We start from the raw sequence: 26,351 nt of genomic DNA, 5'->3' as shown, positions 1-26,351 counted from the left end.
ACAAAGCGTTGACGACCTGTCGCGGGAAGGCGTTAGCTGGCCGCAGCCCGTTCAGCACGAGGGCCGTTCGCGGCCGCGGAGGCTCCCGTGACGTCCACTTCCACGCCCCCGGGACTGGCCCGGTTCAACGGCCTCGGGGAGTCCGCGGCCCTCGCCGCGCTGCACGCGGCCTGCGCCTCCACCGCCTGGGCGAAGCACCTGCTCACGGCCCGCCCCTACGCCACACCGGCGGACCTCTACGCCGCCAGCGACGCGGCGACGGCCGGTCTGAGCGCCGCCGACCTGGCGGAGGCGCTGGCCGGCCACCCCCCGATCGGCCGTCCCCGGCCCGGTGATCCGGCCTCCGCCCGGGAACAGGGCGGCATGGCCGGCGCCTCCGCGGACCTCAAGGCGGAGATGCTCGGACTCAACCTGGCCTACCAGGACCGGTTCGGCCACGTCTTCCTCGTCTGCGCCACCGGCAGGACCGGCGAGCAGATGCGCGACGCGCTCAGGGAGCGGATCGGCAACCCCCCGGAGCGGGAGCGGGAGATCATCCGCACCGAGCTGGGCAGGATCAACCGCATCCGGCTGGCCCGACTCGTCGAAGAGGACGCCTGACACCATGAGCACCGGCACCACCGCCTCCGTGTCCACGCACATCCTGGACACCTCCGTCGGCCGCCCCGCCGAGGGCGTCGCCGTCCGCCTGTGCGCCCGCGGCGGGCACGACGCGGACTGGCGGGCGCTCGGCGGTTCCACGACCGGCGCCGACGGCCGCTGCGAGGACCTGCCGGCGCTGCCGGAGGGCACCACCCACGTACGGCTCGACTTCGCGGTGGAGCCGTACTTCGAGAAGACCGCGAAGAAGCGAGCCGATGCGCAGCGGGAGGCCCCCGCGGGCCGGGACGGCGGTGCCGTGTTCTTCCCCGAGGTGGTGGTCGCCTTCGCCGTGGCCCCCGGGGAGCACCACCACGTACCGCTGCTGCTCAACCCGTTCGGCTACTCCGTTTACCGAGGGAGCTAGCTAGATGCCCACCTTCCTGGGACAGAACCAGTACGGCAAGGCCGAGAACCGGGTCGTCAGGATCACGCGGGACGGCGCCACCCACCACATCAAGGACCTGAACGTCTCCGTGGCGCTCAGCGGCGACATGGACGAGGTCCACCACCGCGGTTCCAACGCCAACGTCCTGCCGACCGACACCATGAAGAACACGGTGTTCGCGTTCGCCAAGGAGCACGGCATCGAGTCCGCCGAGCAGTTCGGCATCCACCTGGCCCGTCACTTCGTGACCTCGCAGGGGGCGATCAGGACCGCGCGGATCCGCATCGAGGAGTACGCCTGGGAGCGGATCGGGACCTCCGGCGCCACCTCGCGGTCCGCCGGCGCCGGCGGGACCGGGCACTCCTTCGTCCGCAGGGGCCAGGAGACCCGCCTCGCCCAGGTCACCTACGACGGCGGGAAGTGGGAGGTCGTCTCCGGCCTGAAGGACCTGACGGTGATGAACTCGACCGACTCCGAGTTCCGGGGTTACGCCAGGGACGGGTACACCACGCTCCAGGAGACCCACGACCGCGTCCTGGCCACCTCCGTCTGCGGTCGCTGGCGGTTCAACTGGACCGGCGACGAGCAGCGGATGCCCCCCTGGGAGGAGTCCTACGAGCAGGTGAGGAAGCACACGCTCCAGGCCTTCGCCGAAACCTACTCCCTGTCGCTGCAGCAGACCCTGTACCACATGGGCGCGCGCGTCATCGACCACCGCGACGAGATCGACGAGGTCCGCCTCTCGCTGCCGAACAAGCACCACTTCCTGGTCGACCTGGAGCCCTTCGGGCTGAGGAACGACAACGAGGTCTACCTCGCCGCCGACCGGCCCTACGGCCTGATCGAGGCGACCATCCTCCGCGACGGCTGCGAGCCGGGGATCCCGGCGGACCTCACCGGCCTCTGAGAGCCTGCGGACACCCTCCCTTCGGCATCCGTGGCCGGGGAACCGCCTCCCCGGCCACGGCGCTCACCACCCGGGGTCCTGCCGTGCCCTGCCGTTCGAGTCCACTGAGCGAAAGGGACGCGCCATGGCAGCAGTCCAGCGCATCGTCATCGACAACGGTGCGATCGCGACGGTCGACGCCGACGACACCGAGTACGCCACCGGACACGTCGTCCTGGCCGGCCACCGCATCGAGTCGGTCGGCGCGGGCAGGGCCCCCGAGGGCCTGGAGAACGTCGTCCGGCGCATCGACGCCACCGGGCACCTGGTGACCCCCGGTCTGGTCAACACCCACCACCACTTCTACCAGTGGATCACCCGGGGCCTGGCCACGGACCACAACCTCTTCGACTGGCTGGTCGCGCTCTACCCGACCTGGGCGCGCATCGACGAGCGGATGGTGTACGAGGCGGCCCGGGGATCGCTCGCCATGATGGCCCGCGGCGGCGTCACCACCGCCATGGACCACCACTACATCCACCCGCGCGGCTCCGGCGACCTGTCCGGCGCGGTCATCCGCGCCGCCCGCGAGGCGGGCATACGCTTCACCCTGGCCCGCGGCTCGATGGACCGCGGCGAGAAGGACGGCGGCCTGCCCCCGGACTTCGCCGTCGAGACCCTGGAGGGCGCGCTCGCCGGCACCGAGGCCACCGTGAAGGAGCACCACGACTCCTCCTTCGACGCGATGACCCGGATAGCCGTCGCCCCCTGCTCCCCGTTCTCCGTCTCCACCGAACTGCTGCGCGAGGGCGCCGAGCTGGCCCGCCGTCTCGGCGTACGGTTGCACACCCACGGTTCGGAGACCGTGGAGGAGGAGGCGTTCTGCCAGGAGCTGTTCGGCATGGGCCCCACCGACTACCTCGAGTCCACCGGCTGGCTGGGCGAGGACGTGTGGATGGCGCACTGCGTCCACATGAACGACTCCGACATCGCCGCCTTCGCCCGGACGGGCACCGGCGTCGCCCACTGCCCGTCCTCCAACGCCCGCCTCGCGGCCGGCATCGCCCGGGTGCCGGACATGCTGGCCGCCGGCGTCCCGGTCGGCCTCGGCGTCGACGGCACCGCCTCCAACGAGTCCGGCGAACTCCACACCGAACTGCGCAACGCCCTGCTGATCAACCGCCTCGGCGCGCACCGGGCGGCCGCCCTGAGCGCCCGGCAGGCGCTGCGCCTGGGCACCCACGGCGGAGCCCGGGTGCTCGGCCGCGCGGCCGAGACCGGCTCCCTGGAGGCCGGCAAGCTCGCCGACCTGGTCCTGTGGAAGCTGGACACGCTCGCCCACGCCTCCATCGCCGACCCGGTGGCCGCGCTGGTCCTCGGCGCCGCGCCCCCGGTGACCGCCTCCTTCGTGAACGGACGCCAGATCGTCGAGGACGGACACCTGCTGACCGTCGACGAGGACGCCGTCGCCCGCGCCACGCGGGACGAGGCCCGGCGCCTCGCGCGGATCGCGGCCGGGGGCTGAGCCGCCGCCGCGGCCCCGGCCGGGAGAGGGACGGCTCCCGGCCGACGGGGGAGCACCGGCCCCGGACACGCACCGCCCCACGGCACCCCGGGTCCGGGCGGCACCCGGGTCCGGGCGGCGCCGGGGTGCCGCCCGCGGCCGCCGGCGCACGGGTCCGGCCGCGGCTACAGGCCGAGGACGTCGAGGTCGGAGGCCAGTTCCTCGAACACCCTGCGCGGATCGGCGACCAGCTTCCGCTTCTCCAGGTCCAGCAGCCCGCCCACCGCGGTGATCTCGGCCGCCACGGTGCCGTCGGCCCTGCGCACCTCCTGAAGGATGCGGAACGTCTTGCCGCCGCCCCACTCGAACGCGCAGGTGATGTCCACCTCCTCACCGGCGAGCAACTCCCGCCGGTAGCGGACGGTGGTCTCCAGCACCACCGGGCCCACCCCCCGGGCCACCAGCCGCGCCTGGTCCGCCCCGGCCGCACTCAGCAGCGACCAGCGGGCGTGCTCCGCGTAGTTGAGGTACACCGCCTGGTTCAGGTGACCCTGGGTGTCGGTCTCGTACCCGCGGACGGTCACGCGTACGGAAAACGGTTCGCTCACGACATCCCCTTCTCTTGTACGGCGCTCCGGCCCCCCGATCCTGGCACGTCCGTCACACCCGGCGCGGGGAGGCCAGCAGGTACCGCACCCGCGTGCGCGGCTCCGTGTACGCGCCCGCCTGCCAGCCCGCCCGCTCCAGCGTGGCCGCGCACGCCCGCAGCGTCTCCTCGTCGGGGCCGTACACGGCGACCGCCTCCGGCTGCGGGGTCGCCCGCACCCGGTAGCCGTCGGCGTCCGCTCCCGCCGGACGGTGCCCGGCCGCCTCCAGGGCGAGTGCGGCGGCCCGCACCAGATGCGCGCGCTCCCACCCGCAGGGCCGGTCGGCGGCACCGTCGGCGTTGGTCATCCGGCGCAGCTCCAGCAGCCCCTGCCAGGCGCTGCGCACCTCCCGCAGCCGGGCCGGACCGGACCGCGGGACCTCCTCCGCACCGCCGACGCGCGCCGCGAACACCCCGTCGGCCGGTGCGGGATCCGCCGCGGCGGGCGGCCCCGCCGGTTCTCCGGGCGCGGCCTGCCGCATCCGGTGGCCCGCCGGGGTCAGGAAGTGGTCGTGCGGCGGCCGGGGGTGCCGGAAGGCCAGACCCCGCCCCACCAGTGCCGCGAGCTGCGCCTCCGTTCCGCGCAGCCGCCCGGTCACCGGGTCGGCGGCCTCGATCACCCGCCGCTGCGCGGCGGTCGGCGGTCGTGTCACGGTCTGCTCCCTGCTGCGTCGTCCGGCACGGGACCGCCGGGCGGCGGCCTGCTCCGCAGCGTACGGCCGGGGTCCGACAACGGCGGCCGGCCCGCGACAACGGCGGCCGGCCCGCCGCCGCGGACGGGCCCCCGTGCCGGCGGCGGCCGCGGCACCCGGGCCGGGGCACCCGGGCCGGGGCGGCGGCGCCTACTGCCGGTACCCGCCGAGGAACCGTCCGATCCGCCCGATCGCCGCCTCCAGGTCGTCCGCGTGGGGCAGGGTGAGGATGCGGAAGTGGTCGGGGGCCGGCCAGTTGAAGCCGGTGCCCTGGACCACCTGGATCTTCTCCCGCAGCAGCAGGTCCAGGACGAACCTCTCGTCGTCGTGGATCGGGTGGACCTTGGGGTCGATGCGCGGGAAGGCGTACAGCGCGCCCCTGGGCTTCACGCAGGACACCCCGGGGATCTCGTTGAGCTTCTCCCAGGCCACGTTCCGCTGCTCGTACAGCCGGCCGCCCGGCGCGGTGAGTTCGCGGATGGACTGCTGGCCGCCGAGCGCGGCCTGGATGGCGTACTGCGCGGGCGCGTTGGCGCACAGCCGCATGGAGGCCAGCATGGTCAGGCCCTCCAGGTAGTTCTTCGCGTGCTGCCGGGGCCCGGTGACGACCAGCCACCCGGAGCGGAAGCCCGCCACCCGGTAGGTCTTCGACAGGCCGCAGAAGGTGAGGACGACCAGGTCGGGGGCGAGGGCCGCGGCCGAGTGGTGGACGGCGCCGTCGTACAGGATCTGGTCGTAGATCTCGTCGGCGAACACCATCAGGCCGTGCCGGCGGGCCAGGTCGAGGACGCCCTCCACGACCTCCTTCGGGTACACCGCGCCGGTGGGGTTGTTGGGGTTGATGACGACCACGGCCTTCGTGCGGTCGGTGATCTTCGACGCCATGTCGGCCAGGTCCGGGTTCCAGTCGGCCCGCTCGTCGCACAGGTAGTGCACCGCCTTGCCGCCGGCCAGCGTGGTCACCGCGGTCCACAGGGGGAAGTCCGGTGCCGGGACGAGGATCTCGTCACCGTCCTCGACCAGCGCCTGGACCGCCATGGAGACCAGCTCGGAGACGCCGTTGCCGAGGAACACGGCGTCGACGTCCACCTCCAGGCCGAGCGTCTGGTAGCGCTGGGCGACCGCGCGGCGGGCGGAGAGGACGCCGCGGGAGTCCGTGTAGCCGTGCGCCCGGGGCAGCATCCGGATCATGTCCTGGAGGATCTCCTCGGGCGCCTCGAAGCCGAAGAGCGCGGGGTTGCCGGTGTTCAGGCGCAGCACGCTGTGGCCCGCCTCCTCCAGGGCGTTGGCGTGCTCGATCACCGGGCCGCGGATCTCGTAACAGACCTCGCTGAGCTTGTTCGACTGCCGGAACTCCATGCGCCCCTCCGGGAACTCGTGTTACTTGGTTTTACCAAGTGGGAGCTTGGAAAGTCCAACAACTTGTCTAGACTGCGTCGCATGCCACCTCGTCGAAGCTACGACCAGTACTGCTCCGCAGCCCGCGCGCTCGACCTCGTCGGCGACCGCTGGACCCTGCTGATCGTCCGGGAGCTGCTGGCGGGCCCCCGCCGCTACACGGACCTGCACGCGGACCTGCCCGGTGTCAGCACGGACGTACTCGCCTCCCGGCTGAAGGACATGGAGCGCGACGGGCTGGCCACCCGGCGGCGGCTGCCTCCGCCGGGCGTGGCCTCCGTCTACGAACTCACCGCGCGTGGGGCCGCGTTGCTGCCGGTACTGCAGGCGCTGGGGCGGTGGGGCGAGGGCGAACTGGGGGAGCGGCGGCCCACCGACGCCGTACGGGCGCACTGGTTCGCGCTGCCGCTGCTGCGCGCCCTGGACGGGCGGGGGGTGGTGGAAGTCCGGCTGGAGGAAGGGGAGTTCCACGTGCGCGCCGGTGCCGAGGAGGGACCGGCGTACGGCGACGGGCCCGCTCCCGGCGAGGCGGACGCGAGGCTCGTGATGGACTCCGCGACGTGCGCGGCGGTCGGCCGCGGGGAGCTGGCGCTGGCGGACGCCGTCCGGTCCGGCCGGGTCACCGTGAGCGGCGACGGCCCGCTCGCCAAGGCGCTGCGGGAGGGGTGAGCGAGGCCGGAGGCCCGCCCCGGGGGGCGGGCCTCCGGATGACTCAGGCGCCCGGCGGCACCCGGGACGGGCGTCCCGAACCGCGGGTGAGCGCGTATCCGCCGATGCCCGCGAGCGCGGCGAGCACCCCGCCCACCGCGGTCCACACCCAGCGGTCGGTCCACCGGCCGGAGGACCAGCCGTCGTCCGGCTCGATGGCGGACAGCACCGCCGACTTCGCCCCGTCCTGCTCCCGGGACCTCGCCGCGATCCCGGGGACCAGCGGCTTCGCCAGCGAGCCGTCCACGGCCGCCGCGCCGCCGACGTCCTCGGAGCCCACGCGGACCTCGGCGCCCACCGGCAGGCCGAGGTCGGCGGAGCCGAAGTCCACCGCCGTCAGCCGGACGTAGTAGGTGCCCGGCAGCGGGTCGTTGGCCCACGGCTCCGACCACGCGCGCACCGTGCGCAGCACACAGGCCAGTTCGACCGCGGAGGCCCCTCGGGCGGCGGTGCGCGTGGCCGCGCCGTACTGGCAGGACTGGCGGCGGCGCAGGCCGTCGTAGACGTCGATCTGCCAGGTCTGGGCGGCGTGCGCGTCCGGCAGCCGCACCGTCGCGCGGACGGTCGGGCGCTGCCCGGAGTCCGCCGGGAACGACCAGTACAGGTAGTCGCCGGTGGCGGCGGACGCGGTGGCCCGCTGCCCCTGCCCGATCTCCGTCGCGTCCCGGAAGGACGTGCCCGCCCGGCTCGGCGCGCCGCCGGACGGGGTGCCCGGCGAGGGGGAGGAGTCGGCCGCCGCCGGTACCGCGGCCAGCCCGAGCACCAGCAGGGCGGCGCCCAGCGTACGTGTGATGCGCATCAGTTCGCCCTCCAGACGGCGACCCGCCAGCGCGACAGCCAGCCCCACAGCAGACCGGCGACGAAACCGGTCAGCACCAGCGCGCCCAGCAGCCACCAGCCGCGCCCGAGACCGAAGGAGGCCACGTCGGCCGCCCGGTCGGGCCCGTCCACGATGTCGACGGTCAGCTCCAGCGGCAGGCCCGGGGACGTCTTGACGCCCGCGGCGGCCGCGAAGGAATTGGTCACCTGCAGGCACACCGTCTCCGCCGCGGCGTCCTCGTCGTCGCTCGCGGGCCTCGGGTAGCGCAGGCCCGTGGAGATGACGTCCGTGCGGCCGGTGCCCGCCGCCTCGCCGCGCACGATCTCCCGGCCGTGCACGGTCACCGCCCGCAGCAGCACCCCGTAGTCGGGGCGCACGGCCCGGTCGTCCGCCACGCTCACCGAGGCCCGCAGTTCCCGGCCGGCGTCGAGGTCCACCCGGTACCAGCGCTGCCGGCCGAACTCCGCGCGGTCGGTGTACAGCCCGGAGGTGAGCGTCGGTGCCTTCGCGCACTCGGTCGCCCCCGCGGTGGCCACCGGCGTCACCACCGGGTCCGCCGCACGGTCCACCAACTGCCCGACGCGGTCGGTCAGTTCCTTCTTGTGCTGCACGGAGGTGTAGGTGCCGCCGGTCGCGTCGGCGATGCAGCTGAGCTGGTCGCGGGTCCTGGCGTCCGGTACCAGGCCGAGGGTGTCGATGGTCAGCCCGATGCCCTTGGCGGCTATCTCACGGGCCACCTCGCACGGATCGAGCGGCTGGCAGGTGTCCTCGCCGTCGCTGATCAGGACGATGCGGCGGGTGCCGTCGCCGCCGTCACCGCCGGTGACGTCGAGGTCGGCGGCGGCCTTCAGCAGCGCGGGGCCGATCGGCGTCCAGCCGGTCGGCGCCAGCGTGGCCACCGCGGCCTTCGCCCCGGTCCGGTCCAGCGGACCGACCGGGTAGAGCAGCGCGGTGTCCTTGCAGCCCGTCTTCCGGTCGTTGCCCGGGTAGTTGGCGCCCAGCGTGCGGATGCCGAGCCGGACCTCCTCGGGCGTCGCGTCGAGCACCTCGTTGAACGCCTGCTTGGCGGCGGCCATCCGGCTGCCGCCGTCGATGTCCCGGGCGCGCATGGATCCGCTGACGTCCAGCACGAGTTCGACCTTCGGAGCGGCCTGTTCCGTCTCGTCGGCGACGGCCGTGCCGGGGAGGGCGAGCCCGGCCGTCAGGGCGGCGAGCAGAGCGCAGACGCCCGCCGCCAGCCGTTGTCTTCTGATCATCGGCGGATCCTATTGACCAGACGCGCCGGGTTCCAAAACGAACGGGTTGGGCAGCGCGGCCCACTGGTCGCCGGGGGTGTCCGGGGACAGCCGCATCAGGGTCAGGGCCTTCGCGGGCAGCGGCCCCTCGCGCAGGGCCGCCAGATCGGCGGTGCGCGGCAGGTCCGGCAGCGCGGCCCGCAGCGCCGCGCCCAGCGCCGGGCCCGACCCCGCCGTACCCGCCAGGGCGCCCGCGACCAGCGAGCCGAACAGCTTGCGGCGCAGGACGGTTTCGTCGTCCGTGACCAGCCGGCCCGCCAGGGCGGGCGGCGCGATGCCGTGCCGGGCCAGCCGGGCCGGGCTGATCCGGATGTCGGCCAGGTCCCGGTAGACCAGGCGGCGGGGGGTGCCGTCGGCCGACAGGACGACCAGCAGGTTCTGGCCGTGGGCCTCCAGCGCCACCCCGAGGTCCAGCAGCCGCAGGCCGGCCGTGAGCGCCAGACGGGTGAAGGCGGCCAGCCAGGCAGGGGAGTCCGGCAGACACGTGGTGGCGAGCGCGGCCACCGGCAGCACCCGCTCGCCCGGACCCGCGTACACCTGCGGCGACTCCCGCAGCAGCGCGGCCAGTTCGGCCGTGCGGGCGGTGACCGCGCCCAGCGTCCGGGTGACGTGCAGCAGCCCGTCCGTGCGCGCGGCCAGCTCCGTGGCCAGGGCGGTCAGGGCCGCCGACGCCTCCACCGAGTACGGCGAGATGTCCCGCACCGAGGAGGTCAGCCGGGCGCTCAGCGCGGTCTTCACGTGCGGCCCGCCGGGCAGCGCCAGGGTGCGCAGGGACATCAGCGGGTGCGCCGGCCGCCAGGGGGCGTACGCCCGCTTCAGCACGCGGTCCGCCTGCCACGGGTGCACCGGCACCAGCAACCGGTCGCCGTCGCGCAGTTCCGCCGGCCACTGGCCGGACACCAGGCAACGGGCGGCCGGCACCGCGACCGTCCCCAGCCCCACCACCGGCCCGTGCTCCGGCCCGTACGCCAGTTGGTCGGCCACCGAGAAACCGGGCCGGGCCCGGCAGCCGGGGTGGAACGGATGGCCGTCCACCACCCGCTGCTCCCACTCCCAGTCCCGCACGGGCCACTCCCGCGGGTGGTCCGCGCCGGCCCGGGACAACGCCAACGAGGCCACGCTGTCGCCCAGTTCGCCGGCGAAGGACGCCGCGTGCGGCACCCCCAGCGCGGACACCAGCCGCGCCGGGTCCGTATGGTGCTCCCGGTCCAGGCGCACCGCGGTGACGTACGCGCCGGTCGCGTACGGATCGGCGTGCGGGCCGTGCAGCGTCCGGCCGTCGGCCAGCCGCAGGGCGAGGCCGTGCCCGTCCCGGACCCGGCCGGTGACCCATGGCAGCGGTTCATGGGCCAGCGCCCGCCACAGGCGGGTCAGCACGGCCGCGCGGGCGCCGGGCAGCTCGGCCCGGTACCGGGGCAGCAGCCCGGGCCGGACGGCGGCCAGCTCGGCGGCCGGCCCGGCCTCGGCGGGGGAAGGGTCATGCACGGTCGGCTCCCTCGGTCGCGGTCGGCCCGGGACAGGACGGCCGGGCACGACAGACATACTGATCGCGATCGGCCCCCGGACGAAGAACGAATGGATCGCGTGGACCCCACACCCCTCACCGGCACCGTCGGGCGGCGCGCCGACGCCTACGCGGCCGCCCCGTTGCTCAACTGCCTGCTGCGCGAGGTCGCCCAGGCGCTCCCCGGCGACGGGGAGCGCCCCGCCTACCGGCTGCCCGCCAGCGGCCGGCTGCTGCGCGTGCGCCCCGGCCGCCGGCCCGCCGACCCCGAGGTGCACACCGCCGGGGCCTGGCACCGCGTCGGCCACACCGAACTGGTCGAGCTGGTCGCCGAGGAACTGCGCCGCCGCACCGGGCAGCCGGGCGGCGACCTGCCCGCCGAGATGGTCGACAGCCGGGACGCGGTCGCCGCCCTGCTCGACGCGCGCGCCCGGACGACACCGCCCGCCGACCCGTACCTGCGCTCCGAGCAGTCCCTGCTCACCGGCCACCCCCACCACCCGGCGCCGAAGGCGCGCGGTGGCGGCCCCCCGGCGGCCTGGCTGCCCTATGCGCCCGAGGCCCACGCGCGCTTCCCGCTGGTCCTGCTCGGCGTGCGCGGGGACCAGGTGGCCGAGGAGGGCGACACCGCCGCCCTGGACGCCCTCGGCACCGCCCCGCCAGGCTACCGGCTGCTGCCCGCGCACCCCTGGCAGCTCGGCCTGCTCACCCGCGACCTCGCCCCCGCCTTCGCCGACGGACGCCTGCTCCGGCTCGGCACCACCGCCTTCGAGGCCTGGCCGACGGCCGCCGTGCGCACCGTGTACGAACCCCGCCGCGACCTGTTCCTGAAGTTCAGCCTGGACGTCCGCATCACCAACGACGTCCGCCGGCTGTGGCGGCACGACCTGCTGAGGCTGCGCCGCACCGACACGGCCGCCGTCCGGGCCTTCGACGCCCTGGACGCGCCCGCCGCGTGGCTGAGCGACCGCGGCTACCGCACCGCCGCCTTCGCCTTCGAGGAACTGGCCGTCCTCGTCCGCGACGGTCTGCGCGGCCACCTCCTGCCCGGGGCCACCCCGCTGCTCGCGGCCGGCCTGGTGGAGGGCTTCGAGGGCAGCCCGCTGGCCGCCGCGGCCGACCCGGACGCCTGGTGGGAGGCCTACCTGCGGCAGGTCGTGCCGCCCGCCCTCACGGCGTTCGACGCGCACGGGGTCGTCCTGGAGGCGCACCTGCAGAACACGCTGGTCGCCGTGGACGCCGCCGGCACGCCCGTCCAGGCGCTGTTCCGCGACGCGGAGGGCGCCAAGCTGCTGGCGGACGTCTCCCGGGCGGCCGGCTGGGAACGGCTGGTGTACTGCCTCGTCGTCAACCACCTCACCGAGGTCGCCGCCGCCCTCGCCGAGCACCACCCCGGCCTGGACCCCTGGCCCGCGGCCCGCCGCGAACTCGCCCGCCACCGGCTGCCCGAGATCCCCGCCCTGCTCAGCGCCCCCGCCCTGCCCGTCAAGACCAACCTGTTGCTGCGCTGGACGGGCGCGGACGGCGCCGCCACCCGCTACCTGCCCGGCCCGAACCCGCTGTCCGGTCCCTGAACCGTGGCGTCCGGCCCCGGACGGCCCCCGTCGGCGGGTGTTCCGGCAGTCGCCGGAAGGCGGTGGACCGGCGTTCCCCGGCCCGGGGCGAACGTACCGCCGGCAGCCGCGGCGGGGCACCCCGCCCGGCCGGACGGGACGCACCGGGCGCCGCGCACTCCGGTGGACGCCGTCCCCCCGCCCCGGGCCGCCGGGGGTCCCGGCCCAGTGCGTCGCGGAGCCGGCGGCTCCGCAGCCCGCGGGCGGCTCGCCGCGCCCGCCGGGCCGGGACCTCCCGGAGGGCCCCGGCCGGCCCGTCCGCCTCCCCGGCGCGGTGTGGCGCAGGACACGGGAACGCGGCCGGGGCCGCGGGGAGTACAGGGCGTGAGGCGTACAGAACCCACTGGGTCGTTGCGTGCGCGCATACGGGCGGGGGACCGCGCGGCGTTCGCCGGCCTGTACGACCACAACGCCCGCGCGGTCTACGGCCACGCCCTGCGGCTGACCGGCAACCGGTCGGAGGCCGAGGAGGTCGTGTCCGAGACCTTCCTCGCCGCCTGGCGCACCCGGGAGACGGTGGAGCCGGGGGGCGGCTCGCTCAAGCCGTGGCTGCTCGGCATCGCCACGCACAAGGCGCACAACGCCGACCGCGGTCTGCGCCGGCGGCTCGCCTTCCTGGCGCGCAGCGCGGAGCCCCGGCCGGTGGAGGACTTCGCGGACCAGACGGCCGGCCGGATCGGCGACGCCCGCCGCCTCGCACTGGTCCACGAGGCCCTGCGCCGGTTGCGGCGGCGGGACCGTGAGGTGATCGCCCTGTGCGTGGCCGCCGGGACCACGGTCGCCGTCGGCGGCGCGCCGACCGCGTGAACCGTACGCGCGTCCTGTTCGTGTACCTCGTGCAGCGACCATCCTGTGAGAAGCGAGGAGTCAAGGGTGAGGAAGATGCTCGTCCACGTGGCGATCGGTGCCGCGGCGGTGTGCACCGTGGCGGGATGTGGTCCGACACTGACCATCGGCGGCCGGCCGGCGAGCAGCGCATCCACGTCGAACGCCGGTATCCAGCTGATCGACGGTGCCGCCCCGGTGACGACGGCCGCCGCGCCCGCGTCCATCCCGCTGGGCAGTCTGTCCGCGCCCCGGAGCGTGCAGCTGAGCGCCAGAACCTCGACGCTGGGCACCCTCGTCACCGACGCCGGCGGCCGCACCCTCTACCGCTTCGACGAGGACTCGCCCAAACCGCCCACCACCACCTGCACCGGAGGCTGCCAGACCACGTGGCCGCCGGTGATCGTCCAGCCCGGCGGGAAGGTCTACGCCGACGGCGTGCAGACCTCGGCCGTGGGTACCGTGGCGCGCCCGGACGGCACCATGCAGCTGACCATCGACGGCTGGCCGCTCTACCGCTTCTCCGGCGACCACTCCGCGGGCGACACCAAGGGCCAGGGCGTGAACGGCACGTGGTTCGCGGTCGCGCCGGACGGCAGGAAGGCGTCCACCGCCACCGCCGGCACGGGGGCCTCCGGCAACGGGTCGGAGACGATCCTCACCACGCAGCGGTCCGCCCAGGGCCTGGTGGTCGCGGGGGAGGACGGCCGCACCGTCTACGTGAACAACACCGACCGGTCCGACCCGAGCACGGTCAGGTGCACCGGCTCGTGCAGCGACGGCTTCAGGCCGGTGCGGGCCGGCACCGGCGGCATCGCCATCAAGGGGGTGACGCCGTCCGAGGTGGGCAGCGTCAAGCGCCCCGACGGCACCGTGCAGATGACACTGGTCGGTTTTCCGCTCTACACCAACAACAAGGACACCAAGCCGGGCGACACCGCGGGCAGCGGGGCGCAGGGCTGGTTCACCATCTCGCTGGACGGCCAGCACCAGGGCTGACCGCAGCCGCACCGGAAAGGGCCAGGTCCGTGACGGACATCAAGATCCCCGGCGACGACATCGAGTCGGCCAGGGACAACATGCGGCAGGTCATGGACCTGTTCGACAGCTCGGCCACCTCGGCGGCCAGCCTGTCGGCCGCGCTGGGCGGTGACAAGCTCGTCCTCGGCGCGGCGCACGACTTCGACAAGCGCTGGAGCGACGGCCGCACCCAGCTGAAGAACGAGGGCAAGGCCATCATCGACGCCCTGACCAAGGTCCTCGACACGTTCACCGACACCGACAACCAGGTCGGCGGCCAGCTCACCGCGGGCAGCTGAGCCGGCAGCAGGGATGTGAAGACGATGACCACCACCGAACCGACCACGGCGCGGCCCACCGGGTTCAGCATCACCGTGCCCGAGCACTGGGCACGGTTCGACCTGTCCGACGCGCCGTTCGCGAAGGCACGCCAGCAGGCGCTCAAAACCGCCCGCACGCCCGTGGACCGCATCCAGGTCGACGATCTGTTCCGGCAGGCCCGTGCCATCAACAGAGCGGCCCGCCGCCGCGGCGCGCTGTGGGGTGCGGGCACGGCCACCGCCTACTCGGACGCGCTGTTCCTCGGCCACGTCATGGTGTTCGGCATCGACCCCGGTGACGACGTCGACATGAGCCTGCCCACGCTGACCAAGCAACTGTCCCGCGACGGCGTCGGCCCCGGCACCGCGGAGTCGGCTTCCCAGCCCCGCGAGGTGAAGCCGGTGACGCTTTCGCACGTCGGCGAGGCCGTGCGGATCATGGGCATCGAGCGCGCCAGCGTCTCCGCGGACGCGACGGTGGAGATGCTCAGCATGCACACGCTGGTGAAGGTTCCCGGCGGCAGCACGGACCAGTTCCTCATCACCTGCTGCAGCCCCAACGTCGCGCTCGCCGAGCAGGTCTACGAGCTGTTCGACGCCGTTTCGGACACCTTCCGTTTCTCCTGACCCCTGGCAGGATCCTGGCCGGGGCATGCCGGAGGCCGGTTCCTCCCCGTGGTGTTCCCCACGGTCCTGCGAGGAGGCCGCCGGCCTTCGGGCCCGGGGGACGCTGCCGGAGACGCCGGTGAGAGGTACGACCACCGCCCGGCCCGGCCCGGCGCGGTGCCAGCGGCCGGCCGCTCGCGGGCGGCGGGTCCGCATGGCGTGGAGGCCCGGGCACGGCGCCACCGCCGGTCGCCTTCGGCCCTTCGGACACGGCGGAGGCACCGTGACGACGCCGACGTGGCGGCACGGCGTCCGCCCCGGACGGTCAGGGCGGCGGCCTGACGCAACGACGCGGCACGATGCGCCCGGCCAGGCGCGGAGCCGGGCCGCCGAGGTACGACTCCACGCGGCCGTCACCGGTGCCCCGCTGCCGTACCGCACCGCCCGGACGGGCCGGGGCGTCGCCGGACGCGAGCCGCGTTCCCGCGGTGTCGATCGCGTGGTGCGGCCGCACCCGTGAGTGGTGGACCCGGGGTGCGCGGGCCGTCGCCGGCGAACCGGTCGGCCGTCCCCGGCCGCCACACGACGCCGCGAGGGTCCCGGGCCCTGGACGGGGAGCGCTCTGCGGGGCCGCGGGCTTCCCGTGGGTCCCAGGCCGGCCTTTCCCCAGGGCCCGTCACGCCGGGCACCAGTGGTCACTCCAGAGCCGGGCCCCCGGGCCGGGCGAGGGTGACCGCCCCGCGCAGCCCGCGGAGTGACCGCTCCGGCACGAGGTTGCGGGTTCGGCTACGCGCGGCAGGAGTCAGGGTGCGAGCCGGGCGTGGGCGTAGGAGTCGGTCTCGGCCGTGATCCGTGCCCTGACCGCCGTGTCCGGGAACGACGCCTCGACGGCGTTCCCGGCGAGGCCGGCCGGGCCCGTGCTCGTCCAGGCCGAGGAGGCGGGTGGCGACGGCGTACCCGTTGTTGAGGGCCGTCCCGGCAACGTGGCCTCCGCGGGATGGCCGCGGACAACGGCCCGAGGGCACGGCGGCCCGGCGCACGGGGACGGCGAGCGCGCGGACGGCGGCCCGAACGACCCGGTGACCGACGGCCCGGCCCACCGGCCGGCCCGTCGTGCCGTCCACGGGATGCGCGAGCGCCTCACGCGCGAGCGGTCGCCGGGGCGGAGCGAGGCGGACCGCGGAACTCGTCGAGCACCGCGCGCGACTTCGGTCCGCTGTCGGGCGGAGGACCGCCGGAGACCTTCTCCCGGCCGGGTCGGCACGCGGCCGGGACGCGTGCTCCTGCCGAGGTCCGGGCCGAGGAGGACGCCCACCCCGTCGATGCCGATCACCGTGCCCCCGCGTGTCCCGACACGACACCGGCCCCGGGGCCGGTCACGCGCGTTCACGTCGTGCGGACCTGCCGCCCGGGTGCGGTGGGGCGCCGCCCCCGGCCAGGCGGTGGCCGGGTCCCCGATCAGCGCCTTCGACCGCACCTCTCGGGCCCGGTGACACCACCTCCGGGTCATGCCCCGGGCGGGGGAGGCAGTCATGCCGGGCCCGGAGGCCGACGGCCCCCTTGCCGGACCGCGAAAAACACGGCGGGGATGAACCGGCCATCGGCGCGTGACGGCTACCTGCCGCCGACCGGGCCTCTGGTCACAGTCCGGTGCAGCGGTCCGGACGAGGCGGCGCCGGCGATGCCGGGCAGCGAGTCGGTGGCACCGTCGGCTATGGCCGCCGGCACATCGCCGTCGTGGTCCTTCTCGTCGTTGCCCAGGCCGACCGCGATGCCGACGTCGGCCGCGTCGCCACCGAGGCCCTTGATCACGGCTCCCGCCGCGTCGAGGCCCTGCCGCCCGGCCGTCCCCTCGTGGTCGGGCACGACGAGTTTGGGCCCGCGGTGGGGAACGTCCCCGCCGACCGAGGCCGTGGAGGAGGTGTCCGTGGGGGGCGGAGGCGTGTGCTTCTGTTGCGCTCCGAAGGCCCCGGCGTCGGCCTCTCCGTCGGGCCGGGTGTCCGCGGACCCCGGCTGGAGCCTGCCCGGTTCGCCGCCCCCGGTCGGTGGCCTCAGCGTCGACCCCTCCGGCGGGGTGACCGTGATGACGGGGTGGCCGTTGCCGGCGGCCACGGCCGCCGGGTCCGCCGCGCCGTCCGGGCGGGTGTCGGGCGATCCGGGGCTCAGCCTGCCCGGTTCGCCACCGCCCGTGGGCGCCGGGTGGATGACCGGGCCGCCGTCATCGGGCGGGGTGACGCCCACGGCCGGCGGTTCCTTCTCACCCGGAAGGATGTGCGGCCCCTTGAATATCTGCTTGTCGGCGACTTTGACCCCGCCGGCGATCACACCACCGGCCGCAGCGCCGGAGAAGATCTGCGCCGCCTGGATGCCGGTGAACTGCTTGTGCTCGGCCACGTCGTTGATGCCGGTGCTGGCGAAGCCGCCCGCGACCCCCTTGCCGAACTCCAGGCCGAAGGACTTGCCGAAGTCCTTCAGCCCCTTCTTGGTCAGCGCACCGAGTCCCTGCACGATCGGTTTGGGGTCGTTGCGGAAGAAACTGCCGACCAGCGGCAGACCCCGGGCGGCGGCGTTGCCGGCCTCGGCGGCCTTGGCGACGGCCGGCAGGAACTTCGCCGCCGCGCCCAGACCGCCGGTGGCCAGTCCGGCCAGGCCGACCAGGAACGTCCCGACGTCGAAGTGACCGGTGGCCAGGGTGCCGAGCACTGTTGAGCCCAGGAACGCGACCGCGCCCAGGACCAGCCCCACGATGGGGAAGAACACCGTCACGACGGCGATGGCCACGTCGATGATGATCTGGATCAGGGGGTTGTGCTCGAAGAAGTCGAGGAACTTCTGGAAGGAGCTGCGCGGCGGCACCGTGGAGACGTCCGCGAGGTTCTTGCCGAAGGACGTCCCGGCCTGGTCCCGCATGTCCTTGGCGTCCTGCGCCAGCCGCTTGGCCGCCGTCAGTTCGGCGTTCGCCTGGTCGACGTCCTGCTGCTGCGACCTGGCTGCGCTCAACTGCTCCGACGTGGCGTTCGCCGGTGGGGGCGGCACCGTCTGCACGGCCGTGCCCGCCACCGGCAGCGCCTGGTCCATGGCGCGGTCCAGCTGACTCTGCGCGTCCGACAGCGACCGGGCGTACGTGCGGTACGCCTGTGCGGCGGCGTGGAAGGAGTCCGCGGTCTGCTGGAGCTTCGGCGGGTACTTGCCGCCGATCACTTCGCGCAGCGCGTCCATGGTCTTGCCGGTGCCGCCCTGCATCGCGTTGCCGCGCAGGGCGTCGAACGCGCTCTGGGCGTCGTCGCCGAGCGAGGTGTAGGTGGGGACGATCTGGTTGAGGATGAGATCGGGATCCCCGGGTGTCGGGTCGAAATCGAATCCGAGGATGTCGAAGCCGCTGGTATGGCGCCGTGCCACGAGAGCCTCCCGGTCAGTTGTCGGTGGTGGTGTGGGGGACCTGCACGGCGACCAACCGGTTGTCGCCCAGGTGCAGGTAGGCCCGGCCGGGCGCGGGCTGCTGGCCCAGCACGCCGCGGGGCAGCCGGACACCGATGGCCTCGCCCTCGGTGACCGCCTGCGGCGCGATGATCAGGCCGGTGCGGTTGCGCCGGATCTGCGCGGCCCAGCCACCGATCGCGGTGGACAGCGCATCGGCATTGCCGGCGGCCACCACAGCCCAGCCCTCACCCGCAGCGCCACGTGCCAGGGCCGCCAAGTCGGCGGTGATCTCGGCCTGGAGCAGCAGTTCCGCGTCGTCGATCAGCACCACGCCGGTGGGCTGCACCACCGCGCGCAACGCCTCGCGGAACTCCGCCGTCGGCACGTCGGGGTCGGTGAGCACGGCGGCCACACCCGGCACGCCCGCCAGGTCCCGCAGCGGTGAGCGGCGCGGGGCCAGCACGAGGACGCCCGAACCACCCTCCAGCAGCGACCGCGCCATGGTCAGCAGCGCGGTGCTGCGACCGCTGCGCGGCGCCCCGGCGATCATGAACGTGGAGGTCTGGCCGAGGTCGGTGCCGATGCCGACGACTTCGTCGCCGCCGACGCCGACCAGCGCCCACATCGGGTGCGGGCGCGGACCCGCGGCCGCCACGGCGGCGGCGTAGCCGATCTCGTCGGGCAGTGCCAGCAGCCGGTACGGCCGCCGGTGCGGATCCACACCGGCGTTGCGGGCGATCAGCTGCGCGGCGATCCCGGAAATGGCCGCGGCCTGGCCCGAACCGGAGGTGTCCGGCGGGGTCGCCCCGGTGGGCACGACCGCGACCTGCACCTCCACGCCGTCGGCGGCGCGCAGGGCGCGGCCGGGGGGCATGCCGTCGGGCACGTCCTTGACGCGGATGCCGAGCATGGACCAGTCGGCGGCGTCGTTGAGCCGCAGCACGATCTTGTCCTCGGTGGTGGAGGCGTACCGGCTGGAACCCAGCACGCGGTCACCGGTGAGCACGATGTGGATGCCCACGCTCGCACCGTCGCGCAGCAGCGCGAGGAAGCGGTCCAGGTAGCTGCCGTTGTCGAAGCTGGCGAAATCGCGGTCGTAGACCTCGAACCGGTCCACCAGCACCACGATGTGCGCCGGGCGGTCGCCGGGTGCGCTGCGCTCCCGCAGCTCGGCGAGGTCGGCGACGCCGCTGCTGCCCAGCAGGCCCTGCCGCACGCGCAGTTCCTCGCCGAGCCGGTCCAACAGCCGGCCCAGCCGTTCCGGGCTGCGGTGGTCCACCACGGCCCCGCAGTGCGGCAGGCCGGACAGCACGCGCAGCGCGCCGTTGCCGCAGTCGACGGCGTACAGGTGCAGGTCCGCCGAGCTGTGCGCGGACGCCAGCGCGACGGCGAGCGTGCGCAGCGCCTGCGAGCGGCCGCTGCGGCTGGCGCCGGCGATGTGCAGGTGCCCGGCGCGGTCCAGGTCCAGCACCAGCGGCACCTGCGCCTGCTGCGTCGGCAGGTCGATGATGCCCCAGGACACCGCGGGCAGACCGGCGTCCTTGGCCGGTGGGGCCGGTACCTCGCGCAGCGTCAGGATCTCCGGCAGCGGCGGCAGGGACGGGCTGGGCTGGCGCGGGATGCCCGCTGCCCGTGCCGCCTCCGAGACCGCGCCGACCAGCACGGCGATGTCCGTGACCGTGTCCGTGCCGTCGTTGCCGCCGGCGACCGGCACGGTGCGGGCGACCGGCTCGCCGATTTCGGTCCAGTCGACCTCGGTCAGCCGCACCGCGGACGGGCGGGCCGGGGTGTTCGCGCCGGGCCTGCGGCCACCGATCCGGCCGGACTGGAACGGCAGCAGGGCGGACGCGCTGAGCCGGGCGTAGGCACGGCCGGGTGTGCGCGGTGACAGCTCGCCGGCGTCCGGCGCGTCGATGATGTCGCGGCTTTCGCCGGTGTCGGTCGTGCGCAGTGCGATCCGCAGGTTGGTGTTGGCGCGGATGTCCGCGGTCACCGCACCGGACGGCCGCTGGGTCGCCAGCACCATGTGGATGCCCAGGGACCGGCCCCGCTGTGCGATGTTGACCAGGCCGGGCACGAAGTCCGGCAGTTCGCGGATCATGGACGCGAACTCGTCGACCACGATCATCAGCCGCGGCAGCGGGGCCAGGGACGGGTCGCGCCGGCGGCGGTCGGTGTAGTCCTCGATGTCCTTGGCTCCGGCGGCGGCCAGTTGGTGCTCGCGGCGGCGCAGTTCGGCGCCGAGCGAGACCAGCGCGCGTGTCACCAGGTGCGTGTCCAGGTCGGTGACCAGGCCCACGGTGTGCGGCAGGTCGGCGCACTCGGCGAAGGCGCTGCCGCCCTTGTAGTCGACGAGCACGAAGGTCATCTCGTCCGGTCGGTTCACCACGGCCAGCGAGGCCACCAGGGTCTGCAGCAGTTCGGACTTGCCCGAACCGGTGGTGCCGGCGATCAGCGCGTGCGGCCCGTCGCGCACGATGTCCACCGCGAAGTCGCCGTCCAGTCCGACGCCGAGCAGCGCGCGGGTGCTGCGGGGCTGGGCGATCCAGCGGCTGCGCACCGCGTCCGGGTCCGGCGGCTCCAGCGCCATCAGGTCCAGCAGCCGCGCGGAGCTGGGCAGCACGGAGTCCTCGTCGTCCCCGCCGGCCCGCAACGCGGCCAACCCCCGTGCCACGTGGTCGTACCAGGAGGGCGAAGGCAGGTCGGGCCGCAGGCCGGCGACGTCGGGCCGGTTCTGCACGCGCAGTCGCAGCGTCGGCCCCTCGGCGGTGATCAGCGCGCGGCACTCCTCCGGCAGCAGCCGGGGGTCGGTGTCGACGCAGATGACGTACACGCCCACGGCGGGGCCTTCGCGCAGCAGGCCGACCACGCCGGGCAGGGCGCGCAGCTTGCGGGCGCCGTCCAGCACCACCAGCACGTCCGGTGCCCCGGCGCTCTCCTCACCGGAGGCCGCCTTGGCGGCGGTGCGGGCGGCGACCAGTGCGCTCAGCTCGGCCACGCGCCGGGCCGTGGACTGGGTGGAGTTGCCGATCAGGGCGTACGTGTCCCCGCCCTGCGGCTGGGTGTGCGGCAGCCAGCGGGTCCAGCCCCAGGCCGCCTCGCTCTGTGGCGCCGGTGCGCTGCTGAGCACGAAGACGCACAGGTCCACCGGACTGTGCAGGACGGCGGCTTCGGCCACCAGCCACTTCGCGTGCCCGATGTCGCCGACGAGACCGACTACGCCCGCGGCGCGGACCGGCACCGTGGCCGGCACCTCGGACAGCAGCGGCACGGTGGTGCGGCGGTTCTCGTCCTGGTCGGGATCTTCCACCTGCACCATGGACGGGATCGCACCGGTACCGATGCGCAGTTCCAGGAAGTCCTGGTCGCGCCAGCGCCGTTCCCACAGCCGGTCCGACGGCGTGGTCGCGGTGGCCTGCAACGCGGCCGGGTCGGGGTGGGCCAGCCGGCGTGCGTGCTGTTCGGTGCGCAACGCCGCGTCGACGTCGGTGCCGATGCGCGTCATCGCCTCCTCGTAGGCCTGCACGCGGCGCTCGTGCTCCCGCAGGGAGCGGCGGCGGCTGCCCGATCGGGTCAGCAGCGCGCCCAGCGGGGACAGCAGGCCGAGGAAGATCAGTTTCCAGTTGCCGCTGACCAGCACCGTGACGATGGCGGCGACCACCGGCACCAGCAGCACCGTGATCAGCGACACCGGGGCTTGGGGTGCGTCGCCGGGCCGGGACGGCAGTCGGAACCGGGACTGGGCGGTGGGCGGCACGAAGCGGGGCGGGCGGTTGAACTCCCGGCCGAAGCCGTCCTCGCTGAGGGTGATCGACGCGCGTGGCCGGGTCACCGGGGCGATCTCCACCAGTGCCGCGCCCACCGACAGCTGGCTGCCCAGCAGCCACGGCGTGGGCGCGTCGGCCGCCGGGTCGAGTTCCTCGTCGCCGAGCTTCACGCCGGGCGAGCAGGCGGTCACCAGCACCGCCCCGCGGGCGGTGACGCGCACCCGGGCGGCCACCTCCGGGCCGGGGCCGGGGAGCCGCAGCCGGCAGCCCGACCACGATCCGAGGTCGTACTCGCCGACCAGCAGCCGGTGGATGGTTCCCGCACCGGCGCCGCCGACGATGCGGACCTCCACCACGCCGGCCGGTTCGGCGCCGTCCGGGCCGGGCGCGCCGATGCTGATCGAGATGCCCTCGCGCAGGCCGGCGGCGGTGAGGGTCAGGGAAGGGTCGAGCCGGGTCGTGCCGTGGAACAGCGGGGTGTCCGACGGCAGGCCGCGGACCCGCGCGAGTTCGTCCGCGAGCGCGGCGACCGGCAGGGTGGGCTCGGTCTCGACGGTCACCGGCGTCGCACCCGGTGAGCCCGGATCGAGCAGGTTGATGGTGAAACGCACGGTTTTCTCCGAACGGCCGGGACGCACGGCGCCGATACGCGCCGTGCGTCCGCATGCGAATGACGGGGCGGTCAGGCCGACGGCAGGGAGGAGCCCAGCTGGCTGTCGGTGTTGTCGAAGGCGTCACCGACGCTCTTGACGTACTGGCCGATTCCCTGCAGTGACTGGTTGACCTGGTCGAATCCCTTGGCGAACTCGTCGAAGAAGGGCTGAAAGCGCTGCTGCGCGGCGGGCGTGCGGTAGCCGTCGCTGAGCAGGTTCTGGATCTTGCCGCGAACCTCGGTGAGCTTGTCCTGCAACTGCGAGAAGTCGTTGAGCAGGGCGCTGGAGGTCTGGGCGGTGGTGTCGCTGTTGACGGCGAAGTCGGGCATGTGCGTCCTCACTGAGACATGTGCTGGGTGCCGCGCCCTGGGGCAGGGCGAGGGTGGCGCCGCGATGCGCGCTGCCATGGACACGGGGTGACGCGACAAATGGTTCACCGCGGCCGACTGAACCATCCGGCGACTTGTTACGTGTGTGCGGTGCGGCTTCCGTCGGGAGCCGGAAGACCTTGGAGGCGATCCCGATGACGTTGCCGTCCGCCGGCCGGACTGCCGGCCCACCCAGAGTCCTCGGCGGACTCCTGGTGGCTCTGCTCGCCGTGTTCGCGCTGACGACCGGCCCGGCCGTGAGCACGGCGCACGCCGATGACAGCGGCCTGATCAAGGTGTACGTGGTGCGGTCACCCGCGCAGAACGGCGGTGTCGCCGACACGCTGCCCGAGATCGCACAGCGCACCCTGGGTGACCCGGCGCGCTCGCAGGAGATCTTCACGCTCAACAAGGGGCGTGCGCAGTCCGACGGCGGTGTGCTCACCAGCCCGGACCAGACGCTCGATCCGGGATGGATCATGCGCCTGCCGGACGGTGCGTCCGGCCCGTTCGTGGCATCGGCCCGGGACAACGGCACGTCCCCGGGCACGCCCACCGGTGGCGTCAGGATTCCGATCGTGCTCGCGGTCATCGGCGGTGTGCTGCTGCTCGTGCTGACGTTGCTGATCCTGCTGAGGCGTCAGGCGGGACGGCTGACCAGGCGTTTCGGCCGTGCGTTCAATGCGCTGGGTCACCGCGTCACCGCGCCGGGCCGTCGCCGTCGTGCGCGCGGGACGCGGCGGCGGCTGGCGCGGCAGTGGCACGGCGACACCACGGGTCCGGGCGCGGTGCGTGCCGCGCTGACCGAGGCCGTCAGAGCGATGCCGGCCACGGCGGCCGGTCCCGTTGCGGCAGACCTGACCTCGGACAGCGTGCGCGTGCTGCCCGTGCCGGACCTGCCACCGCCGTCACCGTGGCAGGTGGACGGTGAGCACGGCTGGTCGCGTCCCCGGTGGACCGGTCACCCGCCCGATCCGGCCGATGCGGACTGCCGGCCGGTACGTATCGGCGGCTCCGCGGACCGGCAGACCTTCGTCGACCTCAGCTACTGCGACAGCGTGGTGGCGCTCGGTGGTGATCGCCCCATGGCGGACGAGGTGCTCGCCGCGCTGCTCACCGAGATCACCACCTACCACCCCGACCTGCGGACGGCGGTGCTCGGGGCGCGGCCGGCCGGGGTGCCGGACCGGGTCGAGCAATTCCGGCACAGCAGCGAGCTGGCGCAGGTGATCGGTCCGCAGCGGCCGGTGTTCGACGCGCCGGTCCTCGCCGCGGCGCAACGGCACCGGCTCAGCGGTGTGGTCGCCGTACCGGCGTCGGCGCCGCAGTCGGAACGGGTCGAGGTGGCCCGGTTGTGCAGTGCGCGCGGCAGCTCGTGGCTGGCGTTGGTCGTCGGCGATGTGCCGGGCGCCCACTGGCGGTGCGAAGTGCACCGCGACGGCACCGTGGAGTTGCCCTGGCTGGACCGGATCCTGGTCGCCACTGCGTGAAGTCGGTACGGGGCCACCGGGAGCGGTGGCGGACACCGCCGTGCGGCTGGAGGCTCGCGGACGACGCGGGAGAGCGTCACACCGCCACGCCGTGCGTGCTCCGGCCGGTTCTCCCCACCGTGTGCCGGTCGGTGTGACGTACGGCCCGGGCGCACCCGGCCCGCGTCGTGTGCCGGCAGCCGGTTCTCCGCGACGGTCGCCGGCGGCCGGGCGGACGGGGACGACGCGGGAGGGGGCGCCGGTGAGTGGGGCCGCGGTGCGCCGGGCGGTTGTGCGGGGACACGGCCCGTGACCGACGATGCACACGGGTGATCGACAGCCTGTCCGCCGGGCACCGGGCGGAGCCCGGAGGAGGCGGCCACCGCGGATCGGCTCCACGTACTTCACCGGCGCGGTGTCCGGCCCGGCGCGGAACGGACGACCCCAGGGGCGGGGGAGGGGCAGAGCCGGCGCGACCACGCTGGTGCTCGGCCCGGCCCGGGTCCGCACGTCCCGGCCCGTCAGCTCCTGCCAGCGATCCGGCCGGTACCTCACCGTGTCGGGGTGGACGTGCAGGGAGCCGGTGCCGGTGAGCGAGGATCCGCGCTCCGCGAAGGCGTGGACCGTCCCGGCGAGGTCCGGGTGTTCCCGGGCCGCCGTCCGGCACGGCTCCAGCAGGACGGAGAGCCGACCGGCCTGCGCTCCCACGGTCGCGGTGGGTCAGTCCCGTTCGAACGTGGCCACGCTGCCCGCGCTCCCGGTCGGCATCACCTCCAGCGCATCCACGATGCTCGCGCCGGCCCCCGTCGGCCCGGCCCTCGCCAGACCCGCACCAGCCGACGGCCTGCGGCACACGGGGACCTGTACGACGGGCCTCCCCGTCCTGCGCGCGGACCGGGAGGAACTGAGCCGGATCGGTGCCCGCGCGGTCGAACGCGGCCTCGGCCGGTGCGGGTTCCCCGCCGTGGCGCAGACGACCAACAGCCACGAAGAGCTCACCTCGCCGGTGGCCGGGACCCCCACCGCCAGGCTGGAAGCCGCCGCCGTGGCGGTGCACGGGACCCGCAAGGCGGCCAACGGCCTCACCGGCGGCCTTTCCCCGCTGCGCTGAAGGGCCGTCGCAACGCGCGGGCCGTCGCGGTGGTACGGGCGGGTCCCGCAGTCGCGGGCGGAACGGCGGCGGTGCGCGAACGCGGCCGAACACGCTCTGTCACCGATCCCGCTCGCCGTGCGGTACGGCCCTGTGGCGGTGCTTCCGGGAGCAGCGGTCCACGCCGGTGGACCGACCCCGGTGCACGGTCCGCGAGCGGGAAGCCGCACTCCCGAGCGCACGGCCGGGGAAGGACGATCGTCCGGTCCGCGGCCCCTGGTGGGGAAGGCGTGGCGGCCACGGCCTCGGATCCACTGGACCGGGGTCACCGTCACGCAGTGCCCCGGTCCGCGGGTGCGGGACGGTTCCGCCGCTTCCTCGTCCCGTACTGGGTGCTGGACGATTTCCCATATCATTATCCGAAAGCATGGTTCTGCTGCTCCCGAATCGCGAAGCGGGGGCGTGTCACATTCGAGTCGCAGAGCAGTAAATATCCGTGGGCCCACCTGAGCCGACGGGCCGAAGGAGGGGTGCAGGGCATGCCGGTGACAGAGGGTCGTGGTCCGGGGGCGTCCGGACGGATGCTCTTCTCCGGCCGCATCCGCTTGGACGGCCGCAGCAACCCCCACGGCCGTCCCGGCCCGCCCGACGGGCGAGGCGCCCTCCGTGCCGGCGCACCACCCCGAGGTGCGCGACGATCGGCGTCCCCGGCAGCCCGAC

At 74.6% G+C, this 26,351-nt stretch carries 20 protein-coding genes and 2 pseudogenes; 12 read left to right on the top strand and 10 right to left on the bottom strand.

Annotated features, from left to right (window positions below; translation table 11 throughout):
• Positions 1 to 87: 87 nt before the first annotated feature.
• The 4 genes from uraD to QQY24_RS06470 all read left to right on the top strand — a co-directional run bounded on the left by uraD (position 88) and on the right by QQY24_RS06470 (position 3,438).
• Positions 88 to 600 (top strand): 2-oxo-4-hydroxy-4-carboxy-5-ureidoimidazoline decarboxylase, encoded by a 513-nt coding sequence (uraD, locus tag QQY24_RS06485; protein WP_301971708.1) that lies wholly within the window; start codon positions 88 to 90, stop codon positions 598 to 600.
• Between the two features lie 4 nt (positions 601 to 604).
• Complete coding sequence (gene uraH, locus QQY24_RS06480) at positions 605 to 1,006, top strand: hydroxyisourate hydrolase (protein ID WP_301971707.1); 402 nt, start codon at positions 605 to 607, stop codon at positions 1,004 to 1,006.
• Positions 1,007 to 1,010: 4 nt separating this feature from the next.
• Positions 1,011 to 1,934, top strand: a complete 924-nt coding sequence (pucL, locus tag QQY24_RS06475; protein WP_301971706.1) for a factor-independent urate hydroxylase — start codon at positions 1,011 to 1,013, stop codon at positions 1,932 to 1,934.
• 124 nt (positions 1,935 to 2,058) lie between these two features.
• A complete protein-coding gene (locus tag QQY24_RS06470; RefSeq protein WP_301971705.1) occupies positions 2,059 to 3,438 on the top strand; it encodes an 8-oxoguanine deaminase in 1,380 nt (459 codons plus the stop codon).
• 164 nt (positions 3,439 to 3,602) lie between these two features.
• Here the strand turns inward: QQY24_RS06470 and QQY24_RS06465 are convergent, their stop codons facing one another.
• The 3 genes from QQY24_RS06465 to QQY24_RS06455 all read right to left on the bottom strand — a co-directional run bounded on the left by QQY24_RS06465 (position 3,603) and on the right by QQY24_RS06455 (position 6,114).
• Positions 3,603 to 4,025 (bottom strand): thioesterase family protein, encoded by a 423-nt coding sequence (locus QQY24_RS06465; protein WP_301971704.1) that lies wholly within the window; start codon positions 4,023 to 4,025, stop codon positions 3,603 to 3,605.
• A gap of 52 nt (positions 4,026 to 4,077) precedes the next feature.
• Complete coding sequence (locus QQY24_RS06460) at positions 4,078 to 4,716, bottom strand: hypothetical protein (protein ID WP_301971703.1); 639 nt, start codon at positions 4,714 to 4,716, stop codon at positions 4,078 to 4,080.
• A gap of 189 nt (positions 4,717 to 4,905) precedes the next feature.
• A complete protein-coding gene (locus tag QQY24_RS06455) occupies positions 4,906 to 6,114 on the bottom strand; it encodes a pyridoxal phosphate-dependent aminotransferase (protein ID WP_301971702.1) in 1,209 nt (402 codons plus the stop codon).
• 81 nt (positions 6,115 to 6,195) lie between these two features.
• Between QQY24_RS06455 and QQY24_RS06450 the strand changes: the two genes are divergently transcribed.
• Positions 6,196 to 6,822: a winged helix-turn-helix transcriptional regulator gene (locus tag QQY24_RS06450; protein ID WP_301971701.1), complete on the top strand. Its 627-nt coding sequence runs from the start codon at positions 6,196 to 6,198 to the stop codon at positions 6,820 to 6,822.
• 43 nt (positions 6,823 to 6,865) lie between these two features.
• On the opposite strand, the gene QQY24_RS06445 is transcribed toward QQY24_RS06450, so the two are convergent.
• The 3 genes from QQY24_RS06445 to QQY24_RS06435 are packed head-to-tail and all read right to left on the bottom strand — an operon-like array spanning position 6,866 to position 10,461.
• Positions 6,866 to 7,660 carry a hypothetical protein gene (locus QQY24_RS06445; RefSeq protein WP_301971700.1) on the bottom strand — a complete coding sequence of 265 codons (795 nt, stop codon included), beginning with the start codon at positions 7,658 to 7,660 and terminating at the stop codon, positions 6,866 to 6,868.
• Positions 7,660 to 8,937 carry a VWA domain-containing protein gene (locus tag QQY24_RS06440; RefSeq protein ID WP_301971699.1) on the bottom strand — a complete coding sequence of 426 codons (1,278 nt, stop codon included), beginning with the start codon at positions 8,935 to 8,937 and terminating at the stop codon, positions 7,660 to 7,662. The genes QQY24_RS06445 and QQY24_RS06440 overlap by 1 nt, the downstream gene beginning before the upstream one ends.
• A gap of 9 nt (positions 8,938 to 8,946) precedes the next feature.
• Positions 8,947 to 10,461: an IucA/IucC family siderophore biosynthesis protein gene (locus tag QQY24_RS06435; protein ID WP_301971698.1), complete on the bottom strand. Its 1,515-nt coding sequence runs from the start codon at positions 10,459 to 10,461 to the stop codon at positions 8,947 to 8,949.
• A gap of 90 nt (positions 10,462 to 10,551) precedes the next feature.
• On the opposite strand from QQY24_RS06435, the gene QQY24_RS06430 reads away from it, so the two are divergent.
• The 5 genes and pseudogenes from QQY24_RS06430 (at position 10,552) to QQY24_RS06410 (ending at position 14,885) form a co-directional block, all read left to right on the top strand.
• Positions 10,552 to 12,054: an IucA/IucC family protein gene (locus QQY24_RS06430; protein WP_301971697.1), complete on the top strand. Its 1,503-nt coding sequence runs from the start codon at positions 10,552 to 10,554 to the stop codon at positions 12,052 to 12,054.
• Positions 12,055 to 12,417: 363 nt separating this feature from the next.
• Positions 12,418 to 12,864 (top strand): annotated as a pseudogene (locus QQY24_RS06425) (RNA polymerase sigma factor); the annotation flags it as partial.
• 111 nt (positions 12,865 to 12,975) lie between these two features.
• The gene (locus tag QQY24_RS06420; protein WP_301976163.1) at positions 12,976 to 13,917 is read left to right on the top strand and encodes a hypothetical protein; all 942 of its coding nucleotides are present in this window, start codon (positions 12,976 to 12,978) and stop codon (positions 13,915 to 13,917) included.
• 29 nt (positions 13,918 to 13,946) lie between these two features.
• Positions 13,947 to 14,237, top strand: a complete 291-nt coding sequence (locus QQY24_RS06415; RefSeq protein ID WP_301971696.1) for a hypothetical protein — start codon at positions 13,947 to 13,949, stop codon at positions 14,235 to 14,237.
• A gap of 24 nt (positions 14,238 to 14,261) precedes the next feature.
• The gene (locus QQY24_RS06410) at positions 14,262 to 14,885 is read left to right on the top strand and encodes a hypothetical protein (RefSeq protein ID WP_301971695.1); all 624 of its coding nucleotides are present in this window, start codon (positions 14,262 to 14,264) and stop codon (positions 14,883 to 14,885) included.
• Positions 14,886 to 16,478: 1,593 nt separating this feature from the next.
• On the opposite strand, the gene QQY24_RS06405 is transcribed toward QQY24_RS06410, so the two are convergent.
• The 3 genes from QQY24_RS06405 to QQY24_RS06395 form a co-directional block, all read right to left on the bottom strand.
• Positions 16,479 to 18,263, bottom strand: coding sequence for a hypothetical protein (locus QQY24_RS06405; RefSeq protein WP_301971694.1), 1,785 nt, complete (start codon positions 18,261 to 18,263; stop codon positions 16,479 to 16,481).
• Between the two features lie 13 nt (positions 18,264 to 18,276).
• Positions 18,277 to 22,662 carry an FtsK/SpoIIIE domain-containing protein gene (locus QQY24_RS06400; RefSeq protein WP_301971693.1) on the bottom strand — a complete coding sequence of 1,462 codons (4,386 nt, stop codon included), beginning with the start codon at positions 22,660 to 22,662 and terminating at the stop codon, positions 18,277 to 18,279.
• A 71-nt stretch (positions 22,663 to 22,733) separates the two neighbouring features.
• Positions 22,734 to 23,033, bottom strand: a complete 300-nt coding sequence (locus tag QQY24_RS06395; RefSeq protein ID WP_301971692.1) for a WXG100 family type VII secretion target — start codon at positions 23,031 to 23,033, stop codon at positions 22,734 to 22,736.
• Positions 23,034 to 23,086: 53 nt separating this feature from the next.
• On the opposite strand from QQY24_RS06395, the gene QQY24_RS06390 reads away from it, so the two are divergent.
• Positions 23,087 to 24,562, top strand: a complete 1,476-nt coding sequence (locus QQY24_RS06390) for a hypothetical protein (protein ID WP_301971691.1) — start codon at positions 23,087 to 23,089, stop codon at positions 24,560 to 24,562.
• Between the two features lie 540 nt (positions 24,563 to 25,102).
• Here the strand turns inward: QQY24_RS06390 and QQY24_RS34705 are convergent.
• Positions 25,103 to 25,249, bottom strand: a pseudogene (locus QQY24_RS34705) (hypothetical protein); the annotation flags it as partial.
• A 28-nt stretch (positions 25,250 to 25,277) separates the two neighbouring features.
• On the opposite strand from QQY24_RS34705, the gene QQY24_RS06385 reads away from it, so the two are divergent.
• The gene (locus QQY24_RS06385; RefSeq protein WP_301971690.1) at positions 25,278 to 25,652 is read left to right on the top strand and encodes a DUF2000 family protein; all 375 of its coding nucleotides are present in this window, start codon (positions 25,278 to 25,280) and stop codon (positions 25,650 to 25,652) included.
• Positions 25,653 to 26,351 lie beyond the last annotated feature (699 nt).

It is taken from the genome of Streptomyces sp. TG1A-8, assembly GCF_030499535.1.
In the GTDB taxonomy this organism is placed as follows: domain Bacteria; phylum Actinomycetota; class Actinomycetes; order Streptomycetales; family Streptomycetaceae; genus Streptomyces.
Note: the sequence above shows the minus strand (reverse complement) of the source record. Positions and strands in the feature narration are given on the sequence as shown.

Coding starts and splice junctions, on each gene's coding strand:
- uraH (WP_301971707.1), top strand. CDS start 605: ATGAGCACCGGCACCACCGCCTCCGTGTCCACGCACATCCTGGACACC.
- pucL (WP_301971706.1), top strand. CDS start 1,011: ATGCCCACCTTCCTGGGACAGAACCAGTACGGCAAGGCCGAGAACCGG.
- QQY24_RS06470 (WP_301971705.1), top strand. CDS start 2,059: ATGGCAGCAGTCCAGCGCATCGTCATCGACAACGGTGCGATCGCGACG.
- QQY24_RS06455 (WP_301971702.1), bottom strand. CDS start 6,114: ATGGAGTTCCGGCAGTCGAACAAGCTCAGCGAGGTCTGTTACGAGATC.
- QQY24_RS06450 (WP_301971701.1), top strand. CDS start 6,196: ATGCCACCTCGTCGAAGCTACGACCAGTACTGCTCCGCAGCCCGCGCG.
- QQY24_RS06445 (WP_301971700.1), bottom strand. CDS start 7,660: ATGCGCATCACACGTACGCTGGGCGCCGCCCTGCTGGTGCTCGGGCTG.
- QQY24_RS06440 (WP_301971699.1), bottom strand. CDS start 8,937: ATGATCAGAAGACAACGGCTGGCGGCGGGCGTCTGCGCTCTGCTCGCC.
- QQY24_RS06430 (WP_301971697.1), top strand. CDS start 10,552: ATGGATCGCGTGGACCCCACACCCCTCACCGGCACCGTCGGGCGGCGC.
- QQY24_RS06420 (WP_301976163.1), top strand. CDS start 12,976: ATGCTCGTCCACGTGGCGATCGGTGCCGCGGCGGTGTGCACCGTGGCG.
- QQY24_RS06410 (WP_301971695.1), top strand. CDS start 14,262: ATGACCACCACCGAACCGACCACGGCGCGGCCCACCGGGTTCAGCATC.
- QQY24_RS06395 (WP_301971692.1), bottom strand. CDS start 23,033: ATGCCCGACTTCGCCGTCAACAGCGACACCACCGCCCAGACCTCCAGC.